The organism is Nostoc sp. (genome assembly GCF_036917235.1).
Lineage (GTDB): Bacteria > Cyanobacteriota > Cyanobacteriia > Cyanobacteriales > Nostocaceae > Nostoc.
This window is the reverse complement of the sequence record NZ_JBALDU010000078.1, coordinates 116,136-131,772: the sequence shown is the minus strand read 5'-3', so window position 1 is coordinate 131,772 and position 15,637 is coordinate 116,136. Positions and strand designations below refer to the sequence as shown.

The 15,637-nt window shown below is 39.6% G+C and carries 12 protein-coding genes; 6 read left to right on the top strand and 6 right to left on the bottom strand.

Going from position 1 to position 15,637, the window contains the following annotated elements; genetic code table 11:
* Positions 1 to 79: 79 nt before the first annotated feature.
* Positions 80 to 979 carry an aspartoacylase gene (locus tag V7K44_RS22555; protein WP_334934522.1) on the bottom strand — a complete coding sequence of 300 codons (900 nt, stop codon included), beginning with the start codon at positions 977 to 979 and terminating at the stop codon, positions 80 to 82.
* A gap of 177 nt (positions 980 to 1,156) precedes the next feature.
* Here V7K44_RS22555 and V7K44_RS22550 point away from each other — a divergent pair, with 177 nt between their 5' ends.
* Positions 1,157 to 2,359, top strand: a complete 1,203-nt coding sequence (locus V7K44_RS22550) for an AGE family epimerase/isomerase (protein ID WP_334934520.1) — start codon at positions 1,157 to 1,159, stop codon at positions 2,357 to 2,359.
* Between the two features lie 334 nt (positions 2,360 to 2,693).
* Entirely contained in the window at positions 2,694 to 3,566 is an 873-nt protein-coding gene (locus tag V7K44_RS22545) for a hypothetical protein (protein ID WP_334934518.1), read from the top strand.
* Position 3,567: 1 nt separating this feature from the next.
* On the opposite strand, the gene V7K44_RS22540 is transcribed toward V7K44_RS22545, so the two are convergent.
* The 3 genes from V7K44_RS22540 to V7K44_RS22530 form a co-directional block, all read right to left on the bottom strand.
* Positions 3,568 to 4,896, bottom strand: a complete 1,329-nt coding sequence (locus V7K44_RS22540; RefSeq protein ID WP_334934515.1) for an ATP-binding protein — start codon at positions 4,894 to 4,896, stop codon at positions 3,568 to 3,570.
* A 93-nt stretch (positions 4,897 to 4,989) separates the two neighbouring features.
* Complete coding sequence (locus V7K44_RS22535) at positions 4,990 to 6,279, bottom strand: tellurite resistance TerB C-terminal domain-containing protein (protein ID WP_334934513.1); 1,290 nt, start codon at positions 6,277 to 6,279, stop codon at positions 4,990 to 4,992.
* 336 nt (positions 6,280 to 6,615) lie between these two features.
* The gene (locus V7K44_RS22530; RefSeq protein WP_442940710.1) at positions 6,616 to 7,944 is read right to left on the bottom strand and encodes a DUF815 domain-containing protein; all 1,329 of its coding nucleotides are present in this window, start codon (positions 7,942 to 7,944) and stop codon (positions 6,616 to 6,618) included.
* Between the two features lie 108 nt (positions 7,945 to 8,052).
* Here V7K44_RS22530 and V7K44_RS22525 point away from each other — a divergent pair, with 108 nt between their 5' ends.
* Entirely contained in the window at positions 8,053 to 8,373 is a 321-nt protein-coding gene (locus V7K44_RS22525) for a TMEM14 family protein (protein ID WP_334818207.1), read from the top strand.
* Positions 8,374 to 8,543: 170 nt separating this feature from the next.
* On the opposite strand, the gene V7K44_RS22520 is transcribed toward V7K44_RS22525, so the two are convergent.
* Entirely contained in the window at positions 8,544 to 9,767 is a 1,224-nt protein-coding gene (locus V7K44_RS22520) for an RNA-guided endonuclease InsQ/TnpB family protein (protein WP_334934511.1), read from the bottom strand.
* 1,008 nt (positions 9,768 to 10,775) lie between these two features.
* Between V7K44_RS22520 and V7K44_RS22515 the strand changes: the two genes are divergently transcribed.
* Together V7K44_RS22515 and V7K44_RS22510 are read left to right on the top strand one after the other, a co-directional pair.
* Positions 10,776 to 12,017 carry a phosphotransferase family protein gene (locus V7K44_RS22515; RefSeq protein ID WP_334934509.1) on the top strand — a complete coding sequence of 414 codons (1,242 nt, stop codon included), beginning with the start codon at positions 10,776 to 10,778 and terminating at the stop codon, positions 12,015 to 12,017.
* 101 nt (positions 12,018 to 12,118) lie between these two features.
* Positions 12,119 to 13,207, top strand: coding sequence for a T3SS effector HopA1 family protein (locus V7K44_RS22510; protein ID WP_334934507.1), 1,089 nt, complete (start codon positions 12,119 to 12,121; stop codon positions 13,205 to 13,207).
* 103 nt (positions 13,208 to 13,310) lie between these two features.
* Here V7K44_RS22510 and xth read toward each other — a convergent pair whose 3' ends face one another.
* Positions 13,311 to 14,093, bottom strand: coding sequence for an exodeoxyribonuclease III (xth, locus tag V7K44_RS22505; RefSeq protein ID WP_334934505.1), 783 nt, complete (start codon positions 14,091 to 14,093; stop codon positions 13,311 to 13,313).
* Positions 14,094 to 14,550: 457 nt separating this feature from the next.
* Between xth and V7K44_RS22500 the strand changes: the two genes are divergently transcribed.
* Complete coding sequence (locus V7K44_RS22500) at positions 14,551 to 15,621, top strand: glycosyltransferase family 4 protein (RefSeq protein ID WP_334934503.1); 1,071 nt, start codon at positions 14,551 to 14,553, stop codon at positions 15,619 to 15,621.
* Positions 15,622 to 15,637: the final 16 nt, after the last annotated feature.

Genomic DNA, 15,637 nt, shown 5'->3' with positions numbered 1-15,637 from the left:
AAAAATATTTATCTGCTTAATTTTTGTAGCTAAATAAATCGACTATAGAGATAAAAGTGAGGCGAAGGTAATGAACAAATTAAACTATTTCTTCCTGCTTTTGACTTAAATACATCGCAATTCCTTTCTCGTAGTAAGCCGCTTCATTAATAAAAATAGGATAAACAGTAGACTCTCCTTCATAGAAAATATCTTTTCCTTCAAAAGTCAGAAACATTGGATCGCCTGGATGCAAAGGTTCATAATCTCTAAACTGAAGCTGGGGGTGAATCATAGCTTGAATTTCCCCGCGTTGGCGCAGCCCACCGTAGGCATCGCTTCTAGGATAATCGACAGTTCCAATGTATTTATAAAGTGTAAGGTGGTTGCTTGTCTGCGGAATATTCCCTTGATTGCACCCTTCAAAATAATCTAAAACTGCATAAATAAGCTGTTCTGTTTCCTGAAATAATTCGGCGTTTAAAACATTTTGAGCCACAGCCCCAACTTCTATAACAAAACCCAATTCACACAAAGAACGGAGAAAACCATTTTCTTTGGATTCCTGATTAATACAGACTTTCACCAAAGGATTGATAGAACTTAAATAAGCACCTAATCGAAGTAATAAAGGATGCATATCACAAAAAATTAGACTTAACCCCATATTGGCAGTTGTGCTATGCAAATCAACAATTACATCTACAAAGGGCTGATTTTGCGGTTGCAATATCTGTTGAATTGCTTTTGCCCGCGTATCTTCATAACTTGAGAGTTGGGGATTTTGTAAGCCTTGATTAGTGAAACAACGATTTAAATCTTTTTCAATATATCGTTTGCCTTCTTCAATAGCTTTGAGATTACCAAGTAATGCCAGAGTTTCAAAACTGGCTCTGTTGATTAAATTAGGATATTGCTGAAACTTTTTGACTAAATGTACTCCTGTTAACTCATTACCGTGGTTTCCTCCAACGATCGCAACTCGTTCAATCTGACTCATAACAACCTCATATCTAAAAAACTACCCTACAGTTATTGAGAATGGTGCAAGATACAAGATAGAAGTATACCTGCTGCTGACTAAATCTTGTAAAAGACAGACGCGAACGCTCCATGTTCGAGTCAAAATATGATAACTGTTAAGCTGTTGGTTTTGGTATAAAAGGGGAGCAAATTTATGGAGAAGGACTTTCAAGGGATGCCTCCGACGGGCTACGCCTACGCTGAACTTTACAAAAACGCCCTCCTCAACGACGTACTCCCCTTTTGGGAAAAATATTCTCTCGATTGGCAGCAAGGCGGCTATTTCACCTGCCTCGATCGCGAAGGCAAAATTTATGATACAGACAAATTCATCTGGCTACAAAACCGCCAAGTATGGACTTTTTCGATGCTTTACAACCAGCTAGAAAAGCGCGAAAATTGGCTAAAAATTGCCAGCAACGGCGCTAATTTTCTCGCCCAACATGGTAGAGATAGCGATGGTAACTGGTACTTTGCCCTCACCCGTGAAGGGAAACCATTGGTTCACCCTTACAACATCTTTTCTGATTGCTTTGCGGCGATGGCATTTAGTCAATATGCACTCGCTGGCGGCGAAGAATGGGCAAAGGATGTAGCTATACAAGCTTATAACAACGTATTACGCCGCAAAGATAACCCCAAGGGCAAATATAATAAAACCTATCCCGGCACACGCCCGATGAAATCATTGGCTGTACCGATGATTTTAGCCAACCTGACTCTAGAAATGGAGTGGCTGTTACCAAAGGAAACACTAGAGAATGTCCTAGCTGAGACAGTCCGCGAAGTAATGACTGATTTTCTCGACCAAGAACGGGGACTAATGTACGAAAACGTTGCCCCTGACGGTTCCCACATAGATTCTTTTGAGGGACGGCTGATTAATCCAGGTCACGGTATCGAAGCGATGTGGTTCATCATGGATATCGCGCGTCGCCAAAACGACACCAAAACTATTAACCAAGCCGTTGATGTGGTGTTAAATATTCTGAATTTTGCTTGGGATAGCGAGTACGGCGGATTGTATTACTTTATGGATGCAGCCGGTCATCCCCCACAACAATTGGAATGGGATCAAAAGCTGTGGTGGGTTCACCTAGAATCATTGGTTGCATTAGCGATGGGCTATCGCCTGACAGGGCGTGAGGTGTGTTGGGAATGGTATGAAAAGATGCACGATTACGCCTGGTCACACTTTGCTGATTCAGAATACGGTGAGTGGTTTGGGTATCTCAATCGCCGTGGGGAAGTATTGTTGAACCTTAAAGGCGGCAAATGGAAAGGATGTTTTCACGTACCGCGTGCATTGTACCTTTGTTGGCAGCAATTTGAGTCATTGCAACGCCTGCGGCAGTAAACAACGCAGTCAGTTTAATCTCTGCTAGTGTACAAATAGTATTGGAAAGATGTCTTATGAATGCTGTGACACTTAAACGATTTGCGATCGCAGAATACCATCGATTGATTAAAACACTTGTAGATATGGCGATTTATCGCGTCTCGAAAGCTTAAAATAGTTCATTAGACGTAGGTTGGGTGGAGCGGAGCGCAACCCAACATATATCAAGATGTTAGGTTACGCAAAGCCTTCACCCAACCTAAATACTTGTTGCTGACTTAAGTAATCTTACAGTGGGGCAGTAATAAATAGGAAAGCTATAAAAGCAACAAAGCTTTGGAGTCACGAGCAAATGACAAGTCAAGAATCGCCAGATTCTCACCAAGAAATCCTGTTGGAACGGTATCAAGTCCAGCAGGAACTAGGCAAAAAAGCCGGACGGCGATCGCTGCTAGCTCGTGACTTACAAACTCTAGAATTAGTAATAGTCAAAATACTGTCTTTTGGTAATGAGTTTGAATGGAACGACCTCAAATTATTTGAGCGGGAAGCTGAAACTCTCAAAGCACTCTCCCACCCAGCCATTCCCCGCTACCTTAACTACTTTGAGCTAGATTCACCCAACAGCAGAGGATTTGCACTCGTACAAAGTTATATCCCAGCCCAATCTCTAGAAGTACAACTCAAAGCTGGGCGTAGTTTTAGTGAAGAAGAAGTTAAGGAACTAGCAAAAGCCATTCTAGAAATTCTCATCCCACCTAGAGGTTTCCTTAGCCAAATAACTATTATGAATTTAGTTATATTTATACCAATTATTTTATTTATCCCTGTATTGCCAATTTTTATTGATGGTAACATTGTTAACTTGGCATCTTTGGCATCTTTGATATTATTTTTATCCCTGATAATTTTATTATTTATTTTTATTTTAATAGGTGTATTTGGGAAAAAGAAACTTTGTATTAATCATCAGAAAATTGCCTTGATTTATGAATTGTTCGGAATTAAACGGTTTCATCCATCTCCAAGTTCAAGACAAGATATTCTACGTCTAGAACGCGGTAAGGATACATATAATCAACCTTGCTTGACAATCTGGGCAGGAATAAAAAAGTATGATATTTTAAGTGGTGAATTTTCTTTTTTTCCTGCTACTCCTCCAGAACTTGATTGGCTAGCTCATGAACTTAGCGATTGGTTAGGCTTACCAATTACTAGAGAGTAAACTACAAACTAAATTCTGCTGCGCCATCCTCATCCACATCTGCATCCTTACCCATAGCAGTAGGTTTAAATTTAGAACCATGAATTAATTCAGCAAATGCAATTCCTGGATTTTGGTGAAGAATATTCAGCACACTCATAAAATCTCGCACAATTTCCCCTGGTGTAAGTAATGCCTCTGCACCTAAGCGATTAATAATTTCTTGCACAAACTCCTTCAATTCCCGATTTGTCAAAGTCTGTTCATACCCAAAATTGAGTGCATGAATCTCAGCTAAACGTTGCAGAAGTGTCAAAATTTCTGCTTCACTCAACGGATTTAACCGAATCACTGGCCCTAAATGTTCCTGAACATTAGCCTGTGCAACAAAACGACTTTCTTTTGTGCGTCTTTGCCAAGCTTGGTCTGCAAAAAGTCCGCGTTTGGGGTCTTCTAAAAACTTGGTTGTTCCACCAACGACAATGCCAAGATGTTCTGCTTTGCACTGCATCGTATCGTTAAACATTGCCAGGAGTCGATTATAATTCTTTTCCCGCGTGACTGTAGTAGATATTTGATATAAATGTACAGCTTCATCAAGTATAATTAACAGTCCTTTATAACCAATTTCAGCTACAAATTTCGCAAACAGTTTTATATAGTCATACCAACTATCATCATCAATAATAACGCGCACTCCTAAAGCTGCTTTCGCCTCCACTTTAGTAGTAAATTCTCCCCGCAACCAGCGCATTGCTGCATTTTTTAAATTATCATCATCCATTCGGTAGCCACGCCAATAAGCGATAATGACGCTACCAAAATCAAAACCGTGAACTAAATCTTCAATATACTGAACTACTTCTCTAATTTTTGATTCAACTTGGTCATCAAAACCATCGTCATTCGGACGCATTTCAGTTTCTTTAACCACTTCTTGTTGAATTTTATTAATCCATCCTTCTAAAATTGAGACTAAAGCACCACCATCAGGACGAGTTTTTGTAGCTAGGTGGCTCATTAATTCTCGATAGGTAGCGACACCTTCGTGGTTGCTTCCAGCTAATCGGCGTTCTGGCGATAAATCAGCATCAGATACTACAAAACCTTGCTCCATAGCACGGTTACGAATTAGTTGTAATAAAAAACTTTTCCCTGAACCGTAGTTACCAATTATGAAGCGAAATGCTGCGACACCTTCTGCAATATCATCGAGATTTTGTAATAGGCTTTTGAGTTCTTTTTCTCGACCTACAGCGATATATTCAACTCCCACTCTTGGTACTACCCCCGCACCAAGGGAATTGATTAAAGCAGTGGATATTTTCTTCGAGATTTTGAGCTTTGCCATGTATTACACTTCACTTTATTCTAAACGCAGAAGCACGCAGAAGTAGGTAAGGGATATCATCTTACTACTAAATCTTACGACGGCAATAACTATTTAATTTGACGAAGTATGTCTAGCCATGAGGCCTTCATACATCGCAATCATTTTTTTGACATCTGTTATATGCTCCTGATAAACTTTTGGACTTTCGGAATCAGAATTAATTATTAATTCACCAATAGTATCATTTGCCTGTTCATTTATAGAATCGATTAATAAATTTGGCATAGTAATATTTGCTTCGGCAATTTTTTTAATAGCACTATTGGGATTATCTTGTTCAACTATAGCTTTTAATACTTGTAACTCATGTCCTGGAAGATTTCCGAGGAAATTAGTCCATTCTTCAGGGATATTTTCCGATGTCTCAACTTTTGAATTTTCAATTACATCTGAAGATTCAATTATTTCCGAAAATGGAAACAATTCAATATCATCTTCTTGGGAATTCTCCGACAAAGGCTCTGGATTCAAGGTTTCTACTTGTTGTAGTAATTCCCATACTTGATTTTGTAATGAGTCTCGTTCTTCTTGCAATAATGAAACTTGTCCTTGTAGTTGCTGTAATTCGGCTTTGGATTCTGCTAGTTGGGTTTGCGAAGAATTAAGAATAGCTTGGATATTTTCTCTTTCGGTTTTCGTTGCCACTAGCAATTGATTATTTTGGGTTGTCTCAACTTCTAGCTCTTGAATTGCAATTCGTAGTTCGTATAATTTTTCTTCTAATTGGGGTTTGAGTCTGCCTAAAAGAGTTAAATTACTTTCATTTTCTTGTTTCTCGTGTTGTAGCTCAAAAATTTGACTTTGCAATTGGGTGATTTCAGCACGAGATACATTACAATTTGACTCTAAACGGCGCTTTTCTGCTGTGAGAATAGAAAAAGCATTATTCAATTCACTTTGATTGTTCTGCAAATTATTAATTTCAGTTTGCAGGTTACTAACTTCTGTTTCTAATTGCTTCTTTTGTCCGGCAAATGTTCTTAATTCTCGATGTAGACTATCTCTTTGGCTACGGCTTTCTATAACTTGATTTTGGAGTTTTTGTGATTCAGCATATAGTAAATTATGATGTTCTTCAATTTGATTTATTTCTCTAACAACACGAGCTTTTAATCCCTCCATCTCTTTAATTCGCTTGCGGAGAGAACCTAAAACAAAAATTTCATAATTTCTACGTCGCTTGTCTATGAATAATGCTGTTGTATGGATAGTAACGGCAGTAATTACACCTGTGAGAAAGGCTTTATTGAAATCCCAGCTTGGGACAAGGCTAAGACCAAAACTCACACTAAAGGCAACTATCACTAGTATAAATCGATTGCTGATCGTTACTGATTGCATATTGCTGGTTTTTAGCGTAGTTAAATTATCTGAATAAGTAGCTCTCATAGTAATTTATAATTCGTAATGACGGTCGTTCGCCCTTGGCATCTCCCCTTCTCCCAAAGGGAGAGGCTAGCGCCAAGGGAGAAGATTCGCTAACGCTGCGCTAACGTAATTCGTACTTAAAAAACACATACACATAACATACTTAATCCAAGTGGTTTATCTGGGAAATCAAGATATTTTTCTCTATTTGGGTATCAGAATTGTTATGAAATCTCTAATTTTAGTTAATCTTGCATAATATTGCTCTGTAAGTTACAAAAAAGCGCAATCATTAATGAAACAATTTTGTTAAGTGTTGGATGTGTTTTTATTTGCATGAAAAAGTGTTAAATCTGCTTTTAAAAAATCAACAAACTGCCGTGCTGTACGTCCAGAACGACCATTATGACGAGTTGCCCATTGTAATGCCTGAAATTCTAAATCTTCTTGGGTAATATTAATTTCAGCTTGTGCCACTAGATGTTGTACAATTTTTAAATAAGTTTTCTGATTGGCTGGTTCAAAAGTTAAGGTTAAACCAAAGCGATCGCTAAACGAAAGCTTCTCCTGCATCGTATCCCAGGCATGGATTTCCTCGTTATCCTTGGGAGTCGGTCTATCTACAAAAAACTCCCGAATCAAGTGGCGGCGATTGGAAGTAGCATAGACAACTACATTTTGAGGCCGCGCCGTTAAATTACCTTCTAAAACTACCTTGAGGGCTTTAAAGGCATCATCATCTTCTTCAAATGAAAGGTCATCGACAAAGATAATAAATTTTTGTGACACACCTCGTAAATGTTCCACGATTTCTGGTAAGTCTTTTAAATCAGATTTTGCTACTTCTAATAAGCGGAGACTGCGATTGCTATATTCATTCAACAAAGATTTCACTAAAGAAGATTTGCCAGAACCGCGACTACCGTAAAGTAAGACATGCAGTGCCATTTCTCCTGATAATAAAAACTCTGTATTTTTCAGCAAAGCATCTTTTTGAGACTCGTAACCGACAAGAGCACTCAGCTTAATTTGGTCAGAATATCGGATACCGATAAACTGCCCAGATTGCCAGCGTAAAGCGCGATATTCTGCAAATAAACCAGAGCCACATTGCCGATAATAAGCTGCTAACTTTTCTACAGCATCACCCCAATTATCTAACTCTTGTAGATATGTCGCGAACTTTGTGTCTACTCCTACTAATTCTTGCTCTTTATACCACACTACTGGTGAAATCGGCATATAAGCAACGTCTTGTACCCACTCGCTCAAAGAAGCGCTGCTACATTCATAGAGACTTTGCAATATTTGTAAATCATGCTGAACTGCTGTGACTAAAGCTGAGGGCAAATCTTCAAATTCTCGCACTCCCGCCAGCCTTGTAAAGGGATTCTCACAGAAGAGAAGTTGAGTAATTAAATAGTCTTCCCAGTTTTGATTTCTAGCAGCTAAAGCGTGGAAGTAACTGCCGTAGGCTTGGAGACAACCTCGTGCATCGGTGTTAGTGTAACGTATAGCTTCCAACAGTTCCAGAAACGCCATCCCGACTTCACCTTGGAGAACAGACTGGTACAGTAAAAGTGAGGCTGCTTGGCGCTGGAGATATTGAACCTTTGTATATAAGGAAGTACTTGCCATTGGTATCGCTAGATTATTTATCAATCAACTGTGTGGTATAGCTAAATAGCTATGGTAAATTGTCTGCTGACCCTGGCAGTAAAGTCAAAGTCTACATAGGTTTTAACAATGAATTTAGGTATAGTTGCTGCTTTTGCCTACGGCATATTAGCGATTGTTGGTGGCGTTATTGGTTACATTCAAGCTACAAGTAGAGTCTCACTCTTAAGTGGTAGCATTAGCGGTTTATTACTAATACTTGCCGCTTACTTTCAACTCCAAGGACAAACCTGGGGTGCGATTTTAGCAGTGTTGGTTACTGCTGTTTTAGTAGTTTTCTTTGCATTTCGACTAGCAAAAACACGCAAGTTTATGCCTGCGGGATTAATGACAATTTTGGGTATGCTGGCATTGGCGGTGATGGTGAATCAATTTGTGGCTTTAAGGTAGCATTAGTCTCTAAGCAATAACCACCCTCCTGTGTTTTTGGTATGGCATGACTTTCCCTACTTTGAATTATATTAGTACATTTATATTACTGTGACTTTTTACTCTTGCCTTTGAAAAATGCCCTGTTTCAAGCTTGACAAAAGTACACTTACTTGACACTCCCCGAATTTTTAATTCGGGGATTCTACATTCACAGACTCGCCGTTAGACGACAGGCTTGCGCCAACCGCCCAAGAGGGCAAATCTCCTGTAGCGTAAATTCCCGTATGCCCTACGGTACTCAGTCCTAATTTCAAAATATTAATGCTAGCGTTTATGTCCCTATCCGCTACATAGTTGCAATGTGGGCAAACATGAGTTCTTGTAGACAGAGATTTTTTCACTTTCTCGCCACAGCTAGAACAGTTTTGACTTGTATTATGAGGAGGGACTGCAACAGTCACCTTACCGTATTTGTGACCAAAATATTCTAACCACTGACGGAAAGTGTACCAACCAGCATCACTAATAGATTTAGCTAGATGTCGATTTCTCACAAGCCCTTTCACATTCAAATCTTCATAGGCTACCAAATCATTAGATTGGATGACGGAGTATGCTAATCTCTTGCAGTACTCTTTTCGCTGCCTACTTACTCTTAAATGCTTCCGGGCATATCTATTTCTAGCTTTGTGGTAATTATTTGATTGTTTCTGCAAGTCTAACTTTCTTTGTTTGGTGAACTTCTTAGACTTTTTACGATTAGCACGGTTTAACTGTTTTTCGGATTGGCGATAGAACTGGGGTGAAGGTTCCACATTACCTCTATTGTCGGCAATGAAATACTTTAACCCCAAGTCAATACCAACTACTTGTAAGGCAGGCTGACTTTCTACCTTGACATCCACTTCAATCGCAAATTGAGCATAGTATCCATCGGAACGACATACTAAACGAACACGCTTAATCTGTTTAATGTCATAGTAATTAAGGTCATAGGTTCCCTTTAGTCTCACGGTTCCAATACCTTTCTTGTCTGAGAAAGTTATGGCTTTACGAGTAACAGAAAGCTTCCAACCAGTTGATTTATATTCAACCGAACGGCAATTTTTCTTAAACCTGGGAAAGCCTTTCTTGCCCTTAACTTTCTTCTTGCAGTTATCGTAAAATCGCGAAATTGCACCCCAAGAACGTTCAGCCGCAGATTGTCTAGCCATTGAGTTTAGTTCATCAGCAAAGGGAAATTCAGCAGCTAATACCGCGCAATATTTATTGAGGTCATATCTGCCAATATTTTTGTTATCTATCCAATAGCGCAAGCACTTATTTTGAATGAATTGACTAGTGCGAATAGCCTCATCAATAGCACGATACTGTTTCTCTTTCCCCTTAACTTTGAACTCGTAAACAATCATGGCATCGACCAATTAACCATCGTCTTATGTTAACATTATTTACATACAGCGCTTCCGGCTATTATGCAATATAGTTTTCTCCTTGCCCCTCTCCTATCATTGCTTTCAGCTTTTAGAATGTACCTCATAGCTGCCGGAAGTGCTATAACCCTGTTCTGTCACTCTCCGAAAACATTTGCCATTTCTTAATTCTAGAGCTTTTGTATAGCAAGCGATTGCGCGATTCTTTTCTAATAATAAATACAAGACCAATTTTTTTCTAATAGTATAGCTTGTATTGATTGCCTCATAAGACTTCTAGCGATTGCCCTGCCGGAAAGTGACAGAACAGGGGTAAGACAGCAAAATAAATTTGGCACATTCGCTTATATCCCCCGCATAAATGACGGGGGTTTTACGCATCACGCCCCATAAGGTGCGCTCATGTAGGCTTTGTTTGCGATCGCCCGTAGTCATCTACAATATATAGGTGACAAAAATAACGTGATAATAAGCTTTCCAGACATCAATTCTGAAAATTAAATCAAAAAATAATTACTAATTGCTAAAAAACTCCGGTTTTTTTGGCTTCGTGATGATAAATAAAAGTAATAGTGTTGAATGTCATGCTTTGTATCGCGAAGGATTACTCAAATTCTTCGCTGCTTTGAGGATGACTACTGAACATCAAACACATCTGCTACCAATCAGTTTTTTTTTGCTGGGGATGCTTCTTGTCCACAAAAAAAAGGCTTGACCACAAAACTTACTCTAGATGTATCTAAGTAACTATGCTGATAAAGTGTAAAGATGTCAGGGTATCTGGGAGCCAATTTTAAAGGAATTGCAAAGGACTTGGTGCCATTTTGGCAGGCTTTTCTCCCAAATATGAGATATTAGTAGATTGTAGAAATCTTTATTGTTATTCACATCTCTCTTCTTGCATTAGTTCCTATCTACTAAAAACTCTTAAGACCAAGAAATTTGACACGATAAGTTTAAGTAATTTAATGAAGTAGGAAATAATACATGGTATTATCACTGTCTTCTCATAACGTTATCCAGTATCTGCAAGACGCGGGTCTGTGTAGCTCAGAAGATGGCCCATCAGACAAATCTGAGTTGCCAGGAAGTAGTCAGAACAATTTCAATTTACTAGTGACTTTAGCAGATAATCGCCAACTGCTCATTAAACAAGAACGTAACGTTAACAACAATGACGGCGCGCCTCATGAATTGTTTCAGGAGTGGCTGTTTCACCAATTGCTACAACAGTTTCCAGTTTTAGGTAATACTTCAGCGATTGCGCCATTGGTAGTGCATTTTGACGAAGAAAATTCGATTCTTGTCCGTAGCTACTTGAATGAATATCTAGAGCTTGCGACACTATACCACAACAATGAGATTTTTCCACAAGAAATTGCCTCTGCCATCGGTACGACTTTAGCGGGACTGCATCGCGCCACTTACAACCGCCGAGAATATCGGGATTTTATGGCAACTGCTCCCCAAGGAGAGTTTCGCTACGGGTTTTACAATCCAGCTCAAGGGGTAGGGTCAATTGGCCCAGAGATTTTTGGGACTGTTCCCACGGATGCACTAAAATTCTATGTTCTTTATCAACAATACGAGAGTTTGGAATCTGCGATCGCAGATTTGGCATATAGCTGGAATCCTTGCTGCTTAACTCACAATGACCTGAAATTAAACAACATTTTGGTTCATTCCAAATGGGAGCAATTAGACAATTGTCTTATACGACTAATTGACTGGGAAGCTTGCTCTTGGGGAGACCCAGCCTTTGATTTAGGAACTTTACTGGCAAGCTATTTAGGAATTTGGCTTAATAGTCTGGTAGTAGACCCCACCATTGAGTTAGAAGAATCTCTACATTTGGCGTTAACACCGTTAGAGATTTTACAACCTTCAATTATTGCCTTAATTAGGGGTTATATAAATGCTTTCCCGATGATTTTGGAATACCGTAGCGACTTTATTTCGCGCGTTATCCAGTTTGCGGGGCTGGCACTAATTCATCAAATTCAGGAGATGATTACCTGCCGGAAACACTTTAATAATGTTGAACTGTGTATGCTGCAAGTAGCTAAAAGTTTACTTGTAATGCCAGAGCAAGCTGTACTGACCATTTTTGGTATGTCAGAGTCAGAAATCCTGAATCCTGTAGCAAAGATTCATAAATTTCCTCAGCCTGTGAAAGAGCAGCAGTTACTTCGGATTTATTACGAAAAAACTCGGCTGCGTGGTTGTTAGTAATAGGTAGCAGAACAATTTGAATCAGAACACACAATTCTGAATTCTGTATTCTGACTCCTAAATTCTATTTTGTTAAAGTTTGATTTCTGAATGGATTAATGCTAAATTCCTCTATTAATCAATCGCTAAATTCTCTATTTGATATTGCTCAAAATATCCAGATTGAGTCTAATTTTTGTATTTACCATCCCAATTATCAACCCTTCGCTCTGCCGACTAAAATAGCCGATAGATTTCAGCAAAATTCCGTAGATTTACAACAAAAATATCTCACTCTCCTGCTGCGAAATTTTCTCTATGGAATCTATTACAATGGCTCCTTACAAAGTACTTTGGCAGTCAATACTGATAATGCTAATCGACCGCCAAAGCATAATTTAGCAGATAATTCCATTTTGGAGATTGACTGGGACTTTTACGAACAACTGCACGCCAGTAATCACGGCATAGGTTACTTTGACCCTCGATGGCAGGTGTTGCGGAAAGAACCTGATGGGACTATGGCTGTGACTAAAGGCGGTTTAACACTTTATGTTGAGCCAGATTGCCATCTAGAATCCAGTAAGAAATCTACCAAAGTTGATGACATGGTAGCAATCTGGATGCCCAAAAATCGACTGCAAAATGGCTGTTACTTAGCAGTTAGCAATGTTGGACAGGAACGGCAAAGCAGCCCAGACGCCGATTTAGGAGCAGGGCGAATCTACTTTAACTTTACGGCATCTGGTGCGATCGCTCTTATGGAAAGCTTGACACTGCAACTAAATGCAGCCTCGATTCCCTTTAGCTTTCAAGTTCTCCACAACCCCTCTGCATACGGACGCTATGATTCGGGGCTACTTTACTTTGAACTCCCCGACTATCCAGCAATCCGCACAATCCTTCAGACTGTTTATATCGAAAATCAATCCCATTTCCAGCCCGAAATTCCTTTGTTTACCAAATTTTTAGCTCCAGGGTTAGGTTTAGCCGAAGAACCAACCCAAAAATTTGCGGCACAAGAAAGTTTTGGGATGAACCGTTGCCAAATCGTTGCTAATGCTTTATTGGAAGCTTGGCAAAAAGGTAAAAATGCTATGGAGGAAAGGATGAGGGTTATTGACCAACACTTTGCGCGACACCTAATAGATTTACAGCGTCCTTATCTCAATCCCAGTTCTGAGGATATATATAAGCCGTTAAATTGATGGGGAGTGGGGAAAGAGGCAGAGGAGCAGGGGAGCAGGGGAGAAGTTGGAGTAAGTTTTTCCCCTCCGCACCTCTGCCTCTTATGCCCCATCCATACCCAATTCAAAATTCCACAATTACCGGCACATGGTCGCTAGGTTGAGTTAACTTTCTGGGTGCGACATCAATAATACAACTTGTAGCGCGTTCATATAGAATGGGCGTGAGATAGTGGTGGTCAATTCGCCAACCTAAGTTGCGACGGAAAGCAGCAGAGCGATAATCCCACCAACTATAATTTCCGCCTTCTGTGGTGAATTTGCGGAAAACATCGGCAAATCCCAGTTTCAGAATATCCCGTAAGGCTTGGCGCTCTGTTTCTGTTGCCATAATGTGATTTTCTGTACTCACTTGCTCGTGAATATCCTTATCTTCTAGGGCAATGTTGAAGTCGCCGCACACACAAATTGCGGATTCTGACAACACCAGCAATCGCAAATACTCGTGTAGCGCTGTCAACCAGCGCAGTTTGTATTCGTATTTCTCCGTTCCTACCGCTGCGCCATTAGGAACATATAAGTTTACAATCCGCACACCATCAATTACACCAGTAATCACGCGCTTTTGCTCGTCCCATTCGTGGTGTAAATCTGGCAAAATCGCCCTAAACCCGCTACTGACATTTAGAAGTGGCTGGCGGCTAATCAAGGCTACGCCGTTATAAGATTTCTGTCCTGACATATAAAGCTTATAGCCTAACTCCTCAAAAGGCGATCGCGGAAATTCCGCATCCACAACTTTGGTTTCTTGCAAGCAGAGAACATCAACGGGATTTAGGGTTAACCAATCGATAACCTGTTCAAGGCGAGTGCGAATTGAGTTGACGTTCCAAGTAGCGATTTTCATTAGTTAATTATCAGAATTTTTGTAAATTACTAATTACAAATTATGTAATTATTGTACAATTAGTTAATATTTATAATTTCTTTCCTCTTTCCCAATTACCTTTAAATGAAGCTTTAATGACTTGATCCCATTGAATATTTTAGTATTGTCAGCTACAAAATATTCAATTTTGTAAGTTCTGCTACAAAACATTCTACCTCTTTATGATCCCCAAGACAGATGCAACAAATAATAGATTAGCTATACGGTTAGAAATGTAGGTCAGAGTTGACTTTTGCCAATAGTCCGTTAGATTTGTTGGTAGAAAATTTGCGGTACGGTTAACCGTTATTGCGCTTTTGATAGCCTGTTAGGTTAATTTAAATGTCAAAAGAGTAAGTACAAATGCTCTTTACTCATAAAATAATGAACTGGCTCATTATTGAGGACAATTTCATAGACTGAACCAGAAAAACTTATGAAAATTGCTCAAGTTGCCCCCTTATGGGAAAGGGTTCCACCTCCTAATTATGGAGGAATAGAACTGGTAGTGAGTCGCTTGACTGATGAACTTGTTCGTCGCGGTCATGAGGTAACTTTATTTGCCTCTGGTGATTCTCAAACTTTGGCTCATTTAGAAGCAGTTTATCCACGTGCATTACGCTTAGATCCAAATGTGAAAGAGTATGCAGTGTACGAAATGCTAGAACTAAGTCAAGTTTACCAGCGTGCGGATCAATTCGATATCATCCATTCTCATGTAGGGATTTCGGCATTACCTTTAGCGAGTTTGATAACAGTAACTGCTACAGTCCACACCCTGCACAATAATTTTACAACTGATAACCGCCACGCATTTAGCTACTACCAAAAGCAACCATACATCAGCATTAGTAATTCGCAGCGTCAAATCGATCTCAATTATGTTGGCACGGTTTATAACGGAATTGAGCTAGCAGATTACCCATTTGTAGCCCAACCCTTACAACCTCCATATTTAGCGTTTTTAGGTCGTTTTTCGCCAGATAAAGGCCCGCACCATGCGATCGCTATTGCTAAACAAAATGGTTGGCGCTTGAAGATGGCAGGGAAGGTTGATGCAGTACACTCTGAGTTTTTTGAACAAGAGATTGCTCCCCACATAGATAGTCAGCAAATTGAATATCTCGGTGAAATTAACCACGCCCAAAAAACTGAACTTCTGGGTAATGCTGCCATAACTCTTTTCCCCATTAGCTGGCAAGAACCTTTTGGTTTAGTAATGACTGAATCAATGGCAACTGGTACGCCAGTAATTGCCATGAATTTCGGCTCCGTACCTGAAGTTATTGCCCACGGTAAAACAGGTTTTATCTGCAATAGCTATGCAGAAATGGCGGCAATGATTCCACCAGCTTTGGAACTCAATCGTCAAACCTGTCGAAAATACGTAGAAAACAACTTTAGTGTTAGCCAGATGGTTAACGGATATGAAGCTGTTTACAGACAAATTATTAAAGACCGCATAGAATCGAATGGCCGCATTCATGCAGCTAACATTCAGTTTTAATCAACTGCTTTTTTGA

Excerpts from the sequence above, each read along its gene's own strand:
- V7K44_RS22555 (WP_334934522.1), bottom strand. The coding sequence starts at position 979 with ATGAGTCAGATTGAACGAGTTGCGATCGTTGGAGGAAACCACGGTAAT.
- V7K44_RS22550 (WP_334934520.1), top strand. The coding sequence starts at position 1,157 with ATGGAGAAGGACTTTCAAGGGATGCCTCCGACGGGCTACGCCTACGCT.
- V7K44_RS22545 (WP_334934518.1), top strand. The coding sequence starts at position 2,694 with ATGACAAGTCAAGAATCGCCAGATTCTCACCAAGAAATCCTGTTGGAA.
- V7K44_RS22540 (WP_334934515.1), bottom strand. The coding sequence starts at position 4,896 with ATGGCAAAGCTCAAAATCTCGAAGAAAATATCCACTGCTTTAATCAAT.
- V7K44_RS22535 (WP_334934513.1), bottom strand. The coding sequence starts at position 6,279 with ATGCAATCAGTAACGATCAGCAATCGATTTATACTAGTGATAGTTGCC.
- V7K44_RS22530 (WP_442940710.1), bottom strand. The coding sequence starts at position 7,944 with ATGGCAAGTACTTCCTTATATACAAAGGTTCAATATCTCCAGCGCCAA.
- V7K44_RS22525 (WP_334818207.1), top strand. The coding sequence starts at position 8,053 with ATGAATTTAGGTATAGTTGCTGCTTTTGCCTACGGCATATTAGCGATT.
- V7K44_RS22520 (WP_334934511.1), bottom strand. The coding sequence starts at position 9,767 with ATGATTGTTTACGAGTTCAAAGTTAAGGGGAAAGAGAAACAGTATCGT.
- V7K44_RS22515 (WP_334934509.1), top strand. The coding sequence starts at position 10,776 with ATGGTATTATCACTGTCTTCTCATAACGTTATCCAGTATCTGCAAGAC.
- V7K44_RS22510 (WP_334934507.1), top strand. The coding sequence starts at position 12,119 with ATGCTAAATTCCTCTATTAATCAATCGCTAAATTCTCTATTTGATATT.
- xth (WP_334934505.1), bottom strand. The coding sequence starts at position 14,093 with ATGAAAATCGCTACTTGGAACGTCAACTCAATTCGCACTCGCCTTGAA.
- V7K44_RS22500 (WP_334934503.1), top strand. The coding sequence starts at position 14,551 with ATGAAAATTGCTCAAGTTGCCCCCTTATGGGAAAGGGTTCCACCTCCT.